Origin of the sequence: Luteimonas abyssi (genome assembly GCF_001482195.1) — a bacterium.
GTDB classification, from domain to species: domain Bacteria; phylum Pseudomonadota; class Gammaproteobacteria; order Xanthomonadales; family Xanthomonadaceae; genus Luteimonas; species Luteimonas abyssi.
Window position 1 is genome coordinate 2,582,423 of record NZ_KQ759763.1, and the last position, 15,202, is coordinate 2,597,624.

A 15,202-nucleotide genomic window follows, 5' to 3' on the forward strand; every position below is an offset into this window, starting at 1 on the left:
GCGGGCCCGGTGCTAGTCTGCGCGCCATGGTCGTTCCCGCCGCCACCACGCCCGCCTACGATGTCTGCGAACGCGCCCGGCTCAGCCGCGACGCGCGCTTCGACGGACTGTTCTTCACTGCGGTGCGCAGCACCGGCATCTATTGCCGACCGGTCTGTCCGGCGCCGCCGCCGAAACCGCAGAACGTCGACTATTACCCCACCGCCGCCGCGGCGGAAACCGCCGGCTTCCGGCCCTGCCTGCGCTGCCGGCCCGAACTGGCTCCCGGCGACGGCTCGTGGCGGCGCGGCGACGCGACGCTCGCGCGTGCACTGCGCCTGATCGACGCGGGCGTCCTGGCCGATGCGCCGCTGCAGGCCCTGGCCGAGCGGGTGCATCTGGGCGAGCGCCAGTTGCGCCGGCTGTTCGTCGAGCGCCTGGGCGCGGCGCCGGTGGCGGTACACACCACCCGCCGCCTGTTGTTCGCCAAGCAATTGCTCACCGAGACCCAACTGCCGATCACCGCGATCGCGATGGAGGCCGGCTTCGGCAGCCTGCGCCGGTTCAACACGGCGTTCCGGGACGCCTACGGCATGGCCCCGCGCGATCTGCGGCGCGACCTGCCCGAGGTCGCCGAGGGCCCGTTGACCCTGCGATTGGGCTACCGGCCTCCGTACGATGTCGCCGCGATGCTGGCGTTCTTCCGTGGCCGTGCGCTGCCCGGGATCGAGCAGGTCGACGAGGCCGCCTACACCCGCGTGTTCGGGAGCGGCGACACTACCGGCTGGCTGCGGGTGAGCCGCTGGTCTGCCGAGGCCCACGCGTTGCGCCTGGACATCCACGGCGCACCGGCCGGCGCCCTGCTCGACGTGGTCCAGCGGGTCCGGCGCATGTTCGACCTGGACGCCGACCCGCACGCCATCGCCGACACGCTCGCGCGCGATGCCCAACTGGCGCCCTTGCTGGCGGCGCGACCGGGGCTACGCATTCCCAGCGGCTGGGACGGCTTCGAGATCGCGGTGCGCGCGGTGATCGGCCAGCAGATCAGCGTGACCGCGGCCCGGACCGTCACCACGCGCCTGGCGTCGCGCTTCGGCACGCCGGTGCCGGCGGCGTTGGCCGCACAGGGCTACGGACATCTGTTCCCGACGCCGGAGATCCTGGCCGACGCCGATCTCGACGGCATCGGCCTGACCCGCGCGCGCGCCGCAGCGGTCCGCGCGATCGCGACGGCAGTGCGCGATGGTCAGGTCGGCTTCGTCGTCGACCGCTCGCTCGACGCCTTCATCGCCGACTGGGTCGCCCTGCCTGGCATCGGGCCCTGGACCGCGCACTACATCGCCCTGCGCGCGCTCGGTCACCCGGATGCCTTCCCCGCCGAGGACCTGATCCTGCAACGTGCGATGGGCGCAGGCGGCGAACGTCTCACCGCCCGCGCGGCGAAGGCGCGCGCCGACGCCTGGCGCCCGTGGCGGGGCTACGCGGTGATCCATCTCTGGCACGACGCGACGGCCGCGGCGTCGCCTTCAGAGCCACCACGGCCCTCACGCAGCGGCCGACGCAGGAGTTCGACATGATCGTCTATCACACCGTGCTGGACAGCCCGGTCGGCGGCCTGCGCGTCGCCGCATCCGATGCCGGACTGCGCGCCATCGAGTTTCCCGACAACCGCCACGCCGTACCGCGTCGCGGCGAATGGGTGGCCGGAACGCATCCGCTGATCGACCTCCTGCGTCGGCAGCTGTCGGCTTACTTCGCCGGCGAGTGCGAGACTTTCGATCTGCCGCTCGACCCGCAAGGCACGCCGTTCCAGCGCGACGTCTGGCAGGCCTTGGCGTCCATTCCCTACGGCAGCACCGTCAGCTACGCCGGACTGGCGGCGCATGTCGGTCGCCCGGCCGCCAGCCGGGCGGTCGGCGCCGCGAATGGCCGCAATCCGCTGCCCATCGTGCTGCCCTGCCATCGCGTGATCGGCGCCAACGGCGCGCTCACCGGGTTCGGCGGCGGCCTGCCGACCAAGCAGTTCCTGCTGGAACTCGAGGGTGCGCTGCCGCGCGCGGCGCGCCTGATCTAGTCGCGGCAGGCGTTCGACGGCAAGACGTTCCGCGGCCAGATGCCGGAGCGAACCGGTTGCCGATGCCGGCGCACCACACTGCCCTCCGCAGCTCACATGCCACGGAAGCGGTGCAAGAACGCCGCGCTCACCGGCAGCGGTTGGTCGCCCTGCCGCAGGTGCAGCTGATACCGGCCCAGCTCGTCCTTGCGCACCCGGTCGATCGCCGACACCCGCACGATCACGCCGCGATGCACCTGCCAGAACGCGTCGGGGTCGAGCCCCGCCAGCAGGGCCTTGATCGGCGTGCGGATCACCGCCTCGCCATCGGCGGTGATCACCCGCACGTACTTGTCCTGCGCCTGGAAACACAGCACCTCGTCGATCCCGATCATGCGCACGCTGTCGCCCGCGCTCGCGCTGATCCAGCGGATGCTGCGCGCGCCCTGCGGCCGCAGTCGCGCTTCCAGATCCTGGACCCGGGCGCCCAGGTCGACCGGGCGCACCTCGCGCAACCGTGCACGCAGTCGCACCACCGCCTCGTCCAGTCGCTCCGGACGCACCGGTTTGAGCAGATAGTCCGCAGCCCCTGCTTCGAAGGCACGGATGGCGTATGCGTCGTAGGCGGTGGTGAACACCACCAGCGCACCGGCGGCGACGGCCGCCCGGGCCACATCCAGACCGCTGACGCCCGGCATGCGGATGTCGAGGAACGCCACGTGCGGCCGGTGCTCGGCGATCGCCGACAACGCGGCGATGCCGTCCTCGCATGCGGCCACGACCTCCAGCTCCGGCCAGGCCTGCGCCAGCATGTCCAGCAGCGCGACGCGCTGCGGCGCTTCGTCCTCGGCCAGCACGGCGAGGATGCGAGGGCCGTCATCTCCTGTGGCCTTCGTGGCCGCGGGCCTCGTGCGTCGTTCCAGTATCGCCATCGCGTCCTCCTCAGACAGCGTCGTCGTCCAGCGGAATCCGGATCTCCGCGCACACACCCCGGTCCGGGCGTCCGGTCAGGCGCAACGATGCGCGCTCGCCGTGCCGCATCGCCAGCTGCGCGCGCACGTTGGTCAGGCCCACACCGCCACCTACACCGGGATGCAGGCCGGCACCGTCGTCCTCGACCGCCACCGCCAGCCTGTCCGCGTCGATCCAGGCGCGCACCGCGACCCGCACCGGCCCCGGTTTGGGCTCGACTCCGTGCTTGATCGCGTTCTCGACCAGCGTGATCAGCAGCAGCGGTGGATACGGGCGTGCACGCAGGTCCGGCGTGGCATCGATATCGAACGTCAGGCGTTCGCCGATCCGCAGCCGCACCAGGTCCAGATAGCTGCAGCAGATATCGAGCTGTTGCCCCAGTGTGGAATGCAGCAGACGACCGTCGTCGCGCAGCCTGGGAATCGTGGTGCGAAGATGATCGACCAGTGCATCGAGCGTGGCTTCGGCACGCGCCGGATCCTGCCGCACCAGTGCGCGCACCGAGGCCAGCGTATTGAACAGGAAGTGCGGCTCCACCTGCGCCTGCAGCACACCCAGGCGCAGATCGGCGTCGCGCTTCTGGGCCTGCAGATCGGCGCGCTCGCGCGCGTCACGGCTGGCCTGCCAGCGGCGCTGCTCGCTGAAGTACGCCCGCAACGCCATCCCGCCGCCGAACAGCGCATACACCAGGACCGGCAACAGCACCGCCAGCGCCGTCGCATCGGGCCGGAAGCCGGCCATGATCGCGTCGGCGCTGTCCGGGTAGCCCGCGGTTCCCGCCAGCAGATGAGCGATGGCCGTGCTGCCGATGGAATCGATCGCATAGCTGCCGAGCATGCCCAGCAGCACCGCCGCCACCACGCCGACGCGTTCGCGCCGCAGCGGCCAACGCCGGTGGCGGACCCAGGTCGCCAGGCCGGGTCCGGCCATGGCCATCAACATGAAGGCGACCACCATGTAGGCCGCGCCGATCAGGCCGGCCCGACCGCTGCCGGCGAGTGCGTGCCCGATCACCGCCACCACGCCCCATCCGCAGACCGGTACCGCGAACACCCGCGTGCGGCGGACGAACCACGGCCGGCTGAAGACCGGGTAGTGGCGGTAACGGCTCCAGAGCGCGTTGCCGGCCACGAGCACGTCGGGCGGCAAGGCGCGCTGCAGCGGATAGTCGGAATGGCCTGGCATCGTCCTCTCTATCCTGCACGCGTGGCGACATCGCCTCCTGTTCCTATGGTCCCGCAGGTTCCGCCTGCGGCGATGCACGCCACAGCACGCACCGCATTGCATCCACACGCGGACGCATCAACGTCGTTCGACGCGCTGCATCTGGCCGGCCTGGTGCAGCGTCAACGCGATGACGCGGCCGACGGTATCGCGTTCGAAGTGGATCTCGATCCCGTGCGCCGCCGCCGCGAAGACGTCGCGACCGGCCGGGGTCAGCGCGAACGCGTCCTGGCCGGTCGCCTGCGCGTGCAGGACATCGTCGTGCGTACGCACCGCGATCACGAAGCTCGGCGCCAGCGGATACTCGCCGGCATAGTCGGCCAGCACCAGGTCGTCCGGCACCGGCTCGATGACCGTGGCCTGGCGTGGCCCACCGAGCGGCAGCCGGGCATCGAGCAGATGCTGCCCCAGCCCAGCGCCCAGGCCACCGACCGACCACTGTTCCGTATCCGACAGCACCACCACGCCGCGGCCGCGCATGACGTCGAGTGCCACGTACGAGCTGAAACCACCGGTCCCGCCCTCGTGCGTGTGTACGTGGCGATCGTCCAACGGCGTCAGTATCCAGTTCATCGCCATCGCCTGCGATGCCTGCGTGGCGACCGGCTGCATCGCCATCGCCAACGCCGCGTCGAGCGACGACGGCCGCTGTCCCAGGTGGGCCTGTACGTAGGCCACCATGTCGTCGAGGGTGGCCCGCACGCCGCCGACCGCGGCGAGATCGGTGGCGAAATGCCACGGCGACACCACTCGCGCGTCGCCCGCATGCCCCGCCGCCGGGCGAACGCCATCCCGCACGTCGTGAATGTAGGCGCCGGGCATGCCCAGCGGTGCGAACAGGCGCTCGGCCAGCAATGATTCAAGATCCCGACCGGCGCGACGTGCCAGCGCCCACGACAGCAGCATCGAGGCGAAATTGGAGTACTCGAAGCGGGTGCCGGGCGCCACCTCCAGCGACACGCCCGCCAGCGTCTCCAGCAGCGCGCGGGCATCCACGTCGCGATACGGATCGGTCATGTCGTCGGTCGGCACGTTCGCCGGCAGTCTCGGCAGGCCCGAGGTGTGGGTGACCAGATGCCGGAGCAGGATCGGCTGGCCCTCGAAGGTGGGGACACGCGCGTCGCCGGGCAGATAGTCGGCCAGCGGATCGTCGAGCGCCGCCCGCCCCTGCACGATGAGGTCCGCCAGCAGCACCGCTCCCATGGTCTTGGAGACCGAGCCGATTTCGAACGCCGCATCGGGCCCGATGCGGCCCTCGTCGGCAGGGTCGGCGCACCGATAAGTGCGGGCGACGCGGTCGCCGTCGATCACCGCTACGGCGAAGCAGGCGCCGGTGCTGTCGCCACGCAGGCGCTGTTCGACCACCGCGGCCAGCCCGGTATCGGTGGTGGTGTCGGGAGGGCTGGCCTCCGCGGGGCTCGCCGTGGCGAGGGCGAGCGCGAGGGCGGCGATCCTGAGGGTCACGTCGGCAACTCCTTGTACGTCGGGTCGCGACGATGCTGCCTCGCCCGGACGCATGACGCCGGCGTTTGCGACGAGCCCCCCGCTATGGGCGACGAACACCGCCCGGCGTGGCATGAGCCCGGCACCGCGGCATGGGCGCACGAACCCGGCCGAAACCGGCTTCGGCCGGTGGCGAGCCGGTGGAGTGCCGCAGGTGAACACCAAGGCGCCACATGCCCTCGAGCTCCGTTCAATCCGCCAGCAGGTGCCGCATCGCCGCGCGATAGTCGTCCGCGATCGCGTCGGCCTGGGCGTGGCGTCCGTCGGCCACGACCCGCCGGCCGTCGACGTGCACCTCGCGCACCAGGGGCACGTTGCCGCTGAAGATCCAGCGGTCGGCCAGGTCCGAGGCGGTCGCACCGGCCAGGATCGGCGCGCGGTCGTCGAGCAGCAGCCACTCGTCCTGCGCATCCGCGAAGCCGGTCGGCTCGACACCACCGGCCAGCGCGCCGGCCAGCAGGGTCGCCCCGACACTGCCGGAGGTGTCGACCGCGATGTTGCGTCGCTGGGTGACCAGGCGCTGCCCGTACTCCAGCCAGCGCAGTTCTTCCACCGGCGACACCGAGATGTGCGAATCCGAACCCAGCCCCCAGCGCCCGCCGTCGTCGAGATAATCCGTCAGCGGAAACAGCCCGTCGCCGAGGTTGGCCTCGGTGGTCGGGCACAACGCCACCGTGGCGCCGCTGCGGGCGATGCCGGCGGTTTCGGCACGGGTGAGATGGGTCGCGTGCACCAGGGTCCAGTGCCGGTCGACCGCCGCATTCGCCAGCAGCCATTCCACCGGTCGCGCGCCGTGCACGGCGATGCATTCCTCCACTTCGCCGGTCTGCTCGGCGATGTGGACGTGGATCGGCGTGCGTACCGGCAGCGCACCGAGCACCGCGCGCATGGCGTCGGGCGGCACCGCACGCAGGCTGTGCAGGGCCACGCCGACGCGCAGGCCATCGTCGGCGCGCGCGCGCAGGGATTCGAACAGGCGCAGGTAGGCATCGACCTGGTGACCGAAGCGACGCTGCCGTTCGGACAGCGGTCGCCCATCGAAGCCGCCGGTCATGTACAGCACCGGCAGCAGGGTCAGGCGGATGCCGGTCTCGCGTGCGGCGGCGATCAGCGCCAGCGACATCTCGGCCGGATCGGCGTAAGGCGTGCCGTCGGGCTGGTGATGCACGTAGTGGAACTCGCACACGCGGGTATAGCCGGCCGCGAGCATCTCGGCATAGAGCTGGGCCGCCACCGCATGCAGACGGTCCGGCGTCATCCGGCCGGCGAAGCGGTACATGGTCTCGCGCCAGGTCCAGAAGCTGTCGCTGGGATCGGTACGGTGCTCGGCCATTCCCGCCATCGCCCGCTGGAACGCGTGCGAATGCAGATTGGCGATGCCCGGTACGCGCCAGCCGGCGGCTTCGCGGGACACGGACGGCAGGGACATGGCGACCTCGACGGCGATGGGAGTGAATACGCTAGGCTAGCGCCTCGCCCGGTCCGTTCCCAGCGCGCGGATCCAGGCAGGCAGGTCCGAATCGCTCGAGCCGGTGGGTCCCGTCGCGGTTGCGATGGCCGCTGGCGCGATCATGTTCGTCGTACGCTTGCCTGCCCGTCAGGCCAGACACCGCCGTGGTCGCGGCGACGCCGGCCGCGAGCCCCGCCCCCGGGCGGCACTCGGCCGGTGCGCGAGCGCGGGCGTCGCCATGGCGACCGGGTCTGGACGGACGCAGCGACGACGGTAACGGTGGCAATGATGGAGGTAGCGGTGACGACTGAACGCTGGGACGGCCTGCTGGTCGGCCCGACCCTGATCACCCTGGCCGGCGACAGCGGCTACGGGCGGGTAACGGATGCGGCGCTGGGATGGCGCGACGGTCGTATCGTGTTCGCCGGTCCGCGAACCGCGCTGCCCGCCGCGCCGGAGACCCTGGCCGACACCGTGACCGAGACCGACGGCTGCGTGACCCCGGGCCTGATCGACTGCCACACACATCTGGTGTTCGCCGGCAACCGCGCCGGCGAGTTCGAGCAGCGCCTGCAGGGCGCGAGCTACGAAGAGATCGCGCGCAACGGCGGCGGCATCGTCTCCAGCGTGCGCGGTGTACGCGAGGCCTCCGAAGACGCATTGCTCGCGGCCTCGTTGCCGCGTGCCCGGGCACTGGTCGAGGACGGCGCCACCACGCTCGAGATCAAGTCCGGCTACGGACTGGACTTCGACAACGAACGCAAGATGTTGCGCGTCGCGCGCGCGGTGGGCGACGCGCTCGGCATCGGTGTGCGCACCACGTTCCTCGGCGCGCATGCGGTGCCGCCGGAGTTCGCCGGCCGTTCCGATGCCTACATCGACGCCGTCTGCGACTGGCTTCCGCGCCTGTATGCCGAAGGCCTGGTGGACGCGGTCGACGCCTTCGCCGAGCGCATCGCCTTCGACACCGCGCAGACGCGACGCGTGTTCGAGGTCGCACGCGGACTCGGCCTGCCGGTCAAGCTGCATGCCGACCAGCTCGGCGACGGCGACGGCGCGGCGCTGGTGGCCGAATTCGGTGGCCTCTCGGCCGATCATGTCGAATACACCTCGGAAGCCGGCGTGCGCGCGATGGCGGCGGCCGGGACCGTGGCGGTGTTGCTGCCCGGCGCCTTCCACGTCCTGCGCGAAACCCGCCTGCCTCCGCTGGACGCGTTCCGCGCGTCCGGCGTGCCCATGGCGGTGGCGACCGATTGCAATCCCGGCACCTCGCCACTGCTGTCGCTGCGACAGGCGATGCAGCTGGCCTGCACGCTGTTCCGGCTCACCCCCGAAGATGCCCTGCGCGGCGCGACGGTGCACGCTGCGCGCGCGCTCGGCCATGACGACCGTGGCCGCCTGGCACCGGGCCTGCGCGCCGACTTCGTGCACTGGAACGTCGCCGAGCCCGCCGAGCTGTGCTACTGGCTGGGCGGCCGTCTCGCCCGCGGGGTCTATGCCGGCGGGCGCGAGGTGGCCGGGAACCGCTGAGGCCCGCACAGGTCGACGGACGCCACGCCGTCCCCGGGCCCGCAGGCAGGGCGCCTCGCCGCGCCTCCTCGTGCCATCCGCGCCCGCTCTTCCGGACCGGCACGGTTCGGGCGGATGCCGCGGGCACCCCAGCCCCGACCCCAGAAACGACAAAACCCCGCCGGAGCGGGGTTTTCGTGACGCGCCAGGCCGGGTCAGTCGGCCTTGGAGACGGTCTTCTTCGCCACCTTCTTGGCCGGCGCCTTGACCACGGTCTTCTTCGCCACCGGCGAGGTCGCCGTCGCCGCGGTCTTGATCACCGCCTTCGAGCGCGCGTTGCCGTAGCTGGAGTTGTAACGCTTGCCCTTGAGGGTCTTGCGATCGCCCTTGCCCATCGTCTTGCTCCTGAATATGTGCCGGAATTGCGTTGCGCCGGTCGGCGCACGGGACCCCACATTCTATCACGCGGCTGCCGGGCGTCCGCGGGCGTGGGTCAGTCTCAGGTTGACCAGATGGGCTGCCGCCAGCAGCAGGCCGCCGATGGTCATGATGACCGCGTGCAGCACGCTGTGATCGTGCAGATGGGTGAACGCACCGGCCCAGACCAGGACCAGGCCGGGGACCAGCAACAGCCAGGCGTGGAACCCGCGATGGCGTCGATAGCCCAGGGTGAGCGTCGTCAGCCCGAGCAGGCTCGCGAAGACGACGAAGGCCTGGTCGAAGTCGATCAAGCCGCCGAAACGCAATCCCAGTGCCGGCGCGAGCGCCAGCAACAGCGGCAGCATGGCGCAGTGGATCGCGCAGAGGAACGACGCGGCGAAGCCGAGTCGATCCGCATTGCGAAGGGCGTGACGTGGTGTGGCCATGACGTAAGTTGGGGTGCTTTTCGAGATTGAAATATTATAACATCGCCGCGTCCTTTCCCAGTCTACCGGATTCCGATGTACACGACCTTGCCCTTGCGCCGTCGCCGCCTCGTGGTGGCGCTGTCCCTCGCCGTCGCGGCCACGCCCGCCCTGGCCCAGAATGACCCACGCCACAACGAACCCAAGGATCTGGATGCGGTGATCGTGCGCGCGGTGCCGATCGCCCGCAGCGTCGACGACCTGGTCCGCCCGGTGGAAGTGCTGGCCGGCGAACGCCTGGACGAAGTCCGCGCCACCTCGCTCGGCGGCACCGTGGATCGCCTGCCCGGCATCCAGTCGTCCTACTTCGGCCCCGGCGTCGGCCGGCCGGTGATCCGCGGCCTCGATGGTGCGCGCGTGCAGGTGCTCAACGACGGCCTCGCCTCCGGCGACGTGTCCACCGTCAGCGTGGACCACGCGGTGTCGATCGAGCCGTTCCTGGCCAACCAGATCGAGGTGCTCAAGGGCCCCGCCACCCTGCTGTACGGCAGCGGCGCGATCGGCGGTGCGGTCAACGTGGTCGACGGCCGCATTCCCGAGGCGGTGACCGCCGAGCCGCTGGAAGGCCGCGCGGAGGTGCGCGCCGGCACGGTCGCCAACGAGCGCATGGGCATGTTCCGTCTCGACGGCACCAACGGCGGCAACCTCGTCTTCCACATCGATGCGTTGCATCGCGAGACCGACGATTACGACATTCCCGGCTACGCCGAGGCGCCTCACGCCGGCCATGACGATCACGGCCACGGGGACCACGACGATCACGATCACGACGAACCCGGCGCCCGCGGCACCCTGCCCAACAGCGCCCTGCGCACCAGCGCCGCGGCGTTCGGCATGTCCTGGATCGGCGAGCGCGGCTTCCTCGGCGCGAGCGTGAGCATGTTCGACACCCGCTACGGCGTGCCCGGGCACGTCCATGCGCACGACGATCACGATCACGGCCACGGGCATGACGATCACGACGACCATGGTCACGACGATCACGGCCATGACGACGAACACGGGCATGGCCATGACGATCACGATGTCCGGATCGTGCTGAGCCAGCGACGCGGCGAGGTCCGCGGCGGCCTGAACGACCTCGGTGTGTTCGACAGCCTGCGCTTCAAGCTCGCCCGTACCGAATACACCCACACCGAGTACGAAGGCGACGACGTCGGTACCGTTTTCGACAACGACAGCACCGAAGCCCGGCTCGAACTGACCCATCGCCCCCTCGCCGGCTGGACCGGCGCATTCGGCCTGCAGGCGTCGCAGCGCGATTTCAGCGCCGTGGGTGCGGAAGCCTTCGTGCCCGACTCCAGAACGCGCGACGCCGGCCTGTTCTGGATCGGCGAGCGCAACTTCGGTGCGGTCGACGTCGAACTCGGCGCCCGCTACGACCGCAACGAGATCGACGTCGACGAGACCCTGGCGATCGGTCCCTCGCGCGACTTCGGCGCGACCAGCCTGTCGGCCGCCGCGCGCTGGCACCTCACCGACGCTTTGCACCTGTCGTTCGGACTCGACCGCGCCCAGCGCACCCCGACCGCCGAAGAGCTCTACTCCGATGGCCTGCACGTGGCCACGCAGAGCTACGAGTTCGGCAATGCGCAGCTGGATGTCGAGACCGCCAACCGCGCCGAGATCGGCCTGCACTGGCATGGCGACAATGTCCGCGTCGGTGCGGCGATCTATCACGTGCGGTACGACGACTTCATCTACCTGGCCGACACCGGTGTGGTCGATGGCGGCACACCGGCCCACGTGTGGAACCAGGCCGATGCCAACTTCACCGGCGGCGAGGTGGATGTGCAGTGGGACTTCCTGCGTAACGATTTCGGCACCTTCACCGTGCGCACGTTCGGCGACGTGGTGCGCGGGCGGCTGGACGGCAGCGGCACGCGCGAGGTGGCGTTTTCCGTGCCGCACGGCGACCACACCCACGACTACACGGCCGATCTGGCCCTCACCGGCAACCTGCCGCGCATCGCGCCGTCGCGCCTGGGCGGCGAGCTGCGCTGGCGCTCCCTCGACGGCGGCTGGCGTGCCGGCGTCGGTGCCGTGCGTTACGCCTCGCAGAACGATGTCGCCGAGCACGAGCACCGTTCGGACGGGTACACCCTGGTCCACGCCAACATCGCCTGGCATGCCGACACCGCCGCCGGCAACGCGTGGGAGATCTTCCTCGACGGCAACAACCTGCTCGACGAGGAAGCCCGCCCGCACACCTCGTTCCTGCGCGATCTCGCCCCGCTTCCGGGCCGCAACGTCACCGCTGGCGTGCGCGTGTTCTTCTGACGGGCGATACCGACGCGTCACCCGAGGCGCCGGATGTTCCGGCGCCTCGACGCCCGACGTGCTCACCGGGCCCGGACGTCGCCACGACGTCCAGGCCCGTCTCGATCAGCAGCGCATTGACACAGGCCAGGTGCTGGACTGCGATCGCGCGGCAGGCCCGGGCCCAGGCGCTCGGCTCCTGGGCAGGCAGCCCGATGCGTTCGAGCGCGCGCGCGTGCCGTTCCATCCGCGAGGCCATCTCCAGCAGGACTTCGCCATTCGCACTCTGTTGTTCGGCGAGGCGCGCACGGCGCCCGGCGGCGATCGCCCGACCCACTTTCCGATACGCAGCCCATCGTCCGACCGACCATCCGGCGCATGCCGCGAGCCCCATGAACGCTGCGACGAGCCATGCGCTCATGCGCGGCCGCCCACGGGCGACGCCGATGGATCCGTCGCGATGTCGGCACTCGATTGCACGCGTCCTGCGCTCCCCGCGGACCCGGTTCCGTCCGTCCCGGCCAAATTGCCACCTGAAATTTGAATAGTCAACAACCAAAAATTGCATAAGGATCGCGACGCCTAAGCAACAATGAGTCCGCACCCCCGAAAGCCGGCACGCCCGGCTTTTTTTGTTACCCGTACGCGAGCCCATGACGCAGGCGACCCACGCCGACTTCGCCCAACGACTGCAGACCGCACTCGATGCCTCCGGCATCGCCGCGGGCCGCCGCCGGACCGCCACGCTGGCCGAACTGCACGGCGTCAGCCGCGAGACCGCACGCAAATGGCTGTCCGGGCTGGCGCTGCCGGAACTGGAGCGAATGATCGAGCTGGCGCTGCACCACCACGTCAGCTTCGAGTGGCTCGCGACCGGCCGCGGCGAACCCACGCGCGAGGGGCTGTCCGTGCGCGACGCATCGCTCAAGTACGGCGATCCTGACGAAGCCCGGCTGCTGCACCTGATCCGCGGCCTGTCGCGCAAACAGCGCCGCGCCCTGATCGACCTGCTCGACGCCCACTGAAGCCGACCGCGCCGTCCGCGTCGCGTCCGCCGGGTTGCCCGCAGCAGCCAATGCGTGTATTTACACGCACATGGACATCTCCACCGAACTCGCGCACAGCGCCTGCTCCTGCTTCCAGGCCCGGCGGCTGTCACGCCTGCTGACCCAACGCTACGACCGCGCCTTCGCTCCGCTCGGGATCACGGTCAACCAGTACGCGTTGCTGCGCCACGCCGACGCCGGGCCCACGCCCACCATCACCGCCCTCGCCGCCCGGCTCGGCATGGAGCGCAGCACCCTCAGCCGCGAACTGCGGGCGCTCGAGCAGGCCGGCTGGATCGCCCTGCGGGCGGGCCGCGACGCGCGCGCGCGCGAAGTCGTCGTGACCCCGGCCGGTGCGCGGCTGCTCCGCCGTGCGGCGACGCAGTGGCAGCAGGCGCAGGCGGCCACCGAAGATGCGCTGGGCATCGACACGGTGCGCCAGCTCAACACCCTGCTCGACACCCTCGCCCGACGCCTTTCGGAGCCGTCGCTGTCATGACCCCGCCTGGCCCGCCCCCGTCACCGTCGACCGCCACCACCCCGATCTGGCCATTGGTCGCCGCCGCCACCCTGATCCTGATGGTCACCATGGGGATCCGGCAATCGCTGGGGCTGTTCGTGCAGCCGCTGGCGCTGGACGTGGGCCTGAGCATCGCCCAGATCAGCTTCGCGCTCGCGGTCGCGCAACTGGTCTGGGGACTGGCGCAGCCGGCGTTCGGCGCCGCGGCCGACCACTACGGCCCGGGCCGGGTGCTGGTGATCGGCGGCTTGCTGATGGCGCTCGGGCTGGCGTTGGCGCCGCTGTTCCCGGGGCCGTGGGGCCTGGTGATGACGCTCGGCCTGCTGTCGGCCGCCGGTGCCGGCGCCGGCAGCTTCTCGGTGCTGATCGGCGCGACCGCGCAGCGCATCCCGGCGGAGCGACGCTCGATGACCGCCGGCACCATCAATGCCGGCGGCTCGTTCGGCCAGTTCCTGTTCGCCCCGCTGACCCAGGCCGCGATCGGCGCATTCGGCTGGGCGGTGGCGCTGTGGACCCTGGCCCTGGCCACGCTGGCCACCCTCCCCCTGGCGCGGCCGCTGCGGGGCCGGGCCGCGGCGGCACCCGCATCGACCGCGGTGCCGTCACCGGCGGCGACGCCTGCGCCGTCGCGGGAGGGCACCGCTGCCGAGCCGGCGGTCCCGGGCCTGCGCGCGCAACTGGCGATGGCGGTGCGCGATCGCAGCTACTGGCTGTTGCACCTGGGCTTCTTCACCTGCGGGTTCCACATCGCGTTCATGGTCACCCATCTGCCGACCGAGATCGCGCTCTGCGGACTGTCGGAAGGCGTCTCGGCGACGTCGCTGGCGTTGATCGGGCTGTTCAACGTCGGCGGCAGCCTGGCGGCCGGCTGGCTGGGGCAGCGCTACCGCATGAAGATGCTGCTGGCGGCGATGTACGCCAGCCGCGCGGCGCTGATCGTGATCTATCTGATGTCGCCGCCCACGCCGACCACGTTCTATCTGTTCGCCGCCGGCCTGGGCGCGACCTGGCTGGCGACGGTGCCACCCACCGCCGGGCTGGTCGGCAAGCTGTTCGGCCCTCGCTATCTCGGCACCCTGTTCGGCCTGACCCTGGTCAGCCACCAGATCGGCGGGTTTCTGGGCGCGTGGACCGGCGGCCTCGCGCTCGAGGCGCTGGGCGACTACACGGTGATCTGGTACGCGGACATCGCCTTGGCGCTGATCGCCGCCGTGGCCCATCTGCCGATCCGCGAGGCCCGGGTGCGGCGCACGGCGCTGGCGCCCGCCTAGGGCCGGACCGCGCTCAGGCCGCCAGGCACTGCGCGCAGGTGCCGTGGACTTCCAGGATCTGCGCACGCGGCGCAAAGCCCAATCCGCGGGCACGGGCGTCGAGCAGGTCGACGATCTCCGCGTCCTCCAGTTCGGTGGCGCTCTGGCAGGTATCGCAGATCAGGAACGGCACCGAGTGCCGGCTGCTGCTGGGGTGATGGCAGGCGACGAAGGCGTTGATGGATTCCAGCTTGTGGATGAAGCCGTTCTCGAGCAGGAAGTCCAGCGCCCGGTAGACCGTGGGCGGCGCGGCCGCGCCGGGGCCGTCGCCGGTGCGGACCATCTCCAGCAGATCGTAGGCCTTGAGCGGCTTGCCTGCGTGGGCCACCAGGCTCAGCACGTAGGCGCGGATGGGGGTCAACCTCAGGCCGCGGCTGGTGCAGGCACGCTCCACAGCGGCCACGAAGCCTTTTGCGTCGTGGACGTGGTGCTTGGGATCGGTACAGGCATGGACGTCTTCGTTCATGCCCCC

At 70.9% G+C, this 15,202-nt stretch carries 15 protein-coding genes; 7 read left to right on the forward strand and 8 right to left on the reverse strand.

The features are described from left to right. Positions 1-26: 26 nt before the first annotated feature. Both RG19_RS11090 and RG19_RS11095 read left to right on the forward strand, forming a co-directional pair. Positions 27-1,556 (forward strand): AlkA N-terminal domain-containing protein, encoded by a 1,530-nt coding sequence (locus RG19_RS11090; RefSeq protein ID WP_058835315.1) that lies wholly within the window; start codon positions 27-29, stop codon positions 1,554-1,556. Beyond that, on the forward strand, positions 1,553-2,053 hold the full coding sequence (locus tag RG19_RS11095) for a methylated-DNA--[protein]-cysteine S-methyltransferase (protein WP_058835316.1): 501 nt from the start codon (positions 1,553-1,555) through the stop codon (positions 2,051-2,053). The genes RG19_RS11090 and RG19_RS11095 overlap by 4 nt, the downstream gene beginning before the upstream one ends. 92 nt (positions 2,054-2,145) lie before the next feature. Here RG19_RS11095 and RG19_RS11100 read toward each other — a convergent pair whose 3' ends face one another. The 4 genes from RG19_RS11100 to RG19_RS11115 form a co-directional block, all read right to left on the reverse strand. After that, positions 2,146-2,964, reverse strand: a complete 819-nt coding sequence (locus tag RG19_RS11100) for a LytR/AlgR family response regulator transcription factor (protein WP_058835317.1) — start codon at positions 2,962-2,964, stop codon at positions 2,146-2,148. 10 nt (positions 2,965-2,974) lie between these two features. Continuing rightward, the gene (locus tag RG19_RS11105) at positions 2,975-4,189 is read right to left on the reverse strand and encodes a sensor histidine kinase (RefSeq protein ID WP_058835318.1); all 1,215 of its coding nucleotides are present in this window, start codon (positions 4,187-4,189) and stop codon (positions 2,975-2,977) included. 117 nt (positions 4,190-4,306) lie between these two features. Further along, positions 4,307-5,692: a serine hydrolase gene (locus tag RG19_RS11110; RefSeq protein ID WP_058835319.1), complete on the reverse strand. Its 1,386-nt coding sequence runs from the start codon at positions 5,690-5,692 to the stop codon at positions 4,307-4,309. A gap of 229 nt (positions 5,693-5,921) precedes the next feature. After that, on the reverse strand, positions 5,922-7,160 hold the full coding sequence (locus tag RG19_RS11115; protein WP_082672623.1) for a formimidoylglutamate deiminase: 1,239 nt from the start codon (positions 7,158-7,160) through the stop codon (positions 5,922-5,924). Positions 7,161-7,469: 309 nt separating this feature from the next. Here RG19_RS11115 and hutI point away from each other — a divergent pair, with 309 nt between their 5' ends. Continuing rightward, positions 7,470-8,711: an imidazolonepropionase gene (gene hutI, locus RG19_RS11120; protein ID WP_058836569.1), complete on the forward strand. Its 1,242-nt coding sequence runs from the start codon at positions 7,470-7,472 to the stop codon at positions 8,709-8,711. 194 nt (positions 8,712-8,905) lie between these two features. Here the strand turns inward: hutI and RG19_RS11125 are convergent, their stop codons facing one another. Continuing rightward, positions 8,906-9,085, reverse strand: coding sequence for a 30S ribosomal protein THX (locus RG19_RS11125; RefSeq protein ID WP_058835320.1), 180 nt, complete (start codon positions 9,083-9,085; stop codon positions 8,906-8,908). A gap of 66 nt (positions 9,086-9,151) precedes the next feature. After that, positions 9,152-9,556, reverse strand: a complete 405-nt coding sequence (locus RG19_RS11130; protein WP_058835321.1) for a MerC domain-containing protein — start codon at positions 9,554-9,556, stop codon at positions 9,152-9,154. A 75-nt stretch (positions 9,557-9,631) separates the two neighbouring features. On the opposite strand from RG19_RS11130, the gene RG19_RS18380 reads away from it, so the two are divergent. Further along, complete coding sequence (locus RG19_RS18380) at positions 9,632-11,875, forward strand: TonB-dependent receptor domain-containing protein (protein WP_058835322.1); 2,244 nt, start codon at positions 9,632-9,634, stop codon at positions 11,873-11,875. Here RG19_RS18380 and RG19_RS17635 read toward each other — a convergent pair. Next, positions 11,847-12,275 (reverse strand): hypothetical protein, encoded by a 429-nt coding sequence (locus RG19_RS17635; RefSeq protein ID WP_157515243.1) that lies wholly within the window; start codon positions 12,273-12,275, stop codon positions 11,847-11,849. The genes RG19_RS18380 and RG19_RS17635 overlap by 29 nt on opposite strands. A 232-nt stretch (positions 12,276-12,507) precedes the next feature. On the opposite strand from RG19_RS17635, the gene RG19_RS11140 reads away from it, so the two are divergent. The 3 genes from RG19_RS11140 (at position 12,508) to RG19_RS11150 (ending at position 14,691) form a co-directional block, all read left to right on the forward strand. Next, positions 12,508-12,879: a helix-turn-helix domain-containing protein gene (locus tag RG19_RS11140; RefSeq protein WP_058835323.1), complete on the forward strand. Its 372-nt coding sequence runs from the start codon at positions 12,508-12,510 to the stop codon at positions 12,877-12,879. Between the two features lie 70 nt (positions 12,880-12,949). Continuing rightward, entirely contained in the window at positions 12,950-13,399 is a 450-nt protein-coding gene (locus tag RG19_RS11145; RefSeq protein ID WP_058835324.1) for a MarR family winged helix-turn-helix transcriptional regulator, read from the forward strand. Between the two features lie 80 nt (positions 13,400-13,479). Continuing rightward, the gene (locus RG19_RS11150) at positions 13,480-14,691 is read left to right on the forward strand and encodes an MFS transporter (RefSeq protein WP_425599727.1); all 1,212 of its coding nucleotides are present in this window, start codon (positions 13,480-13,482) and stop codon (positions 14,689-14,691) included. A 13-nt stretch (positions 14,692-14,704) separates the two neighbouring features. Here the strand turns inward: RG19_RS11150 and RG19_RS11155 are convergent, their stop codons facing one another. Beyond that, positions 14,705-15,196, reverse strand: a complete 492-nt coding sequence (locus tag RG19_RS11155; protein ID WP_058835326.1) for a transcriptional repressor — start codon at positions 15,194-15,196, stop codon at positions 14,705-14,707. Positions 15,197-15,202: the final 6 nt, after the last annotated feature.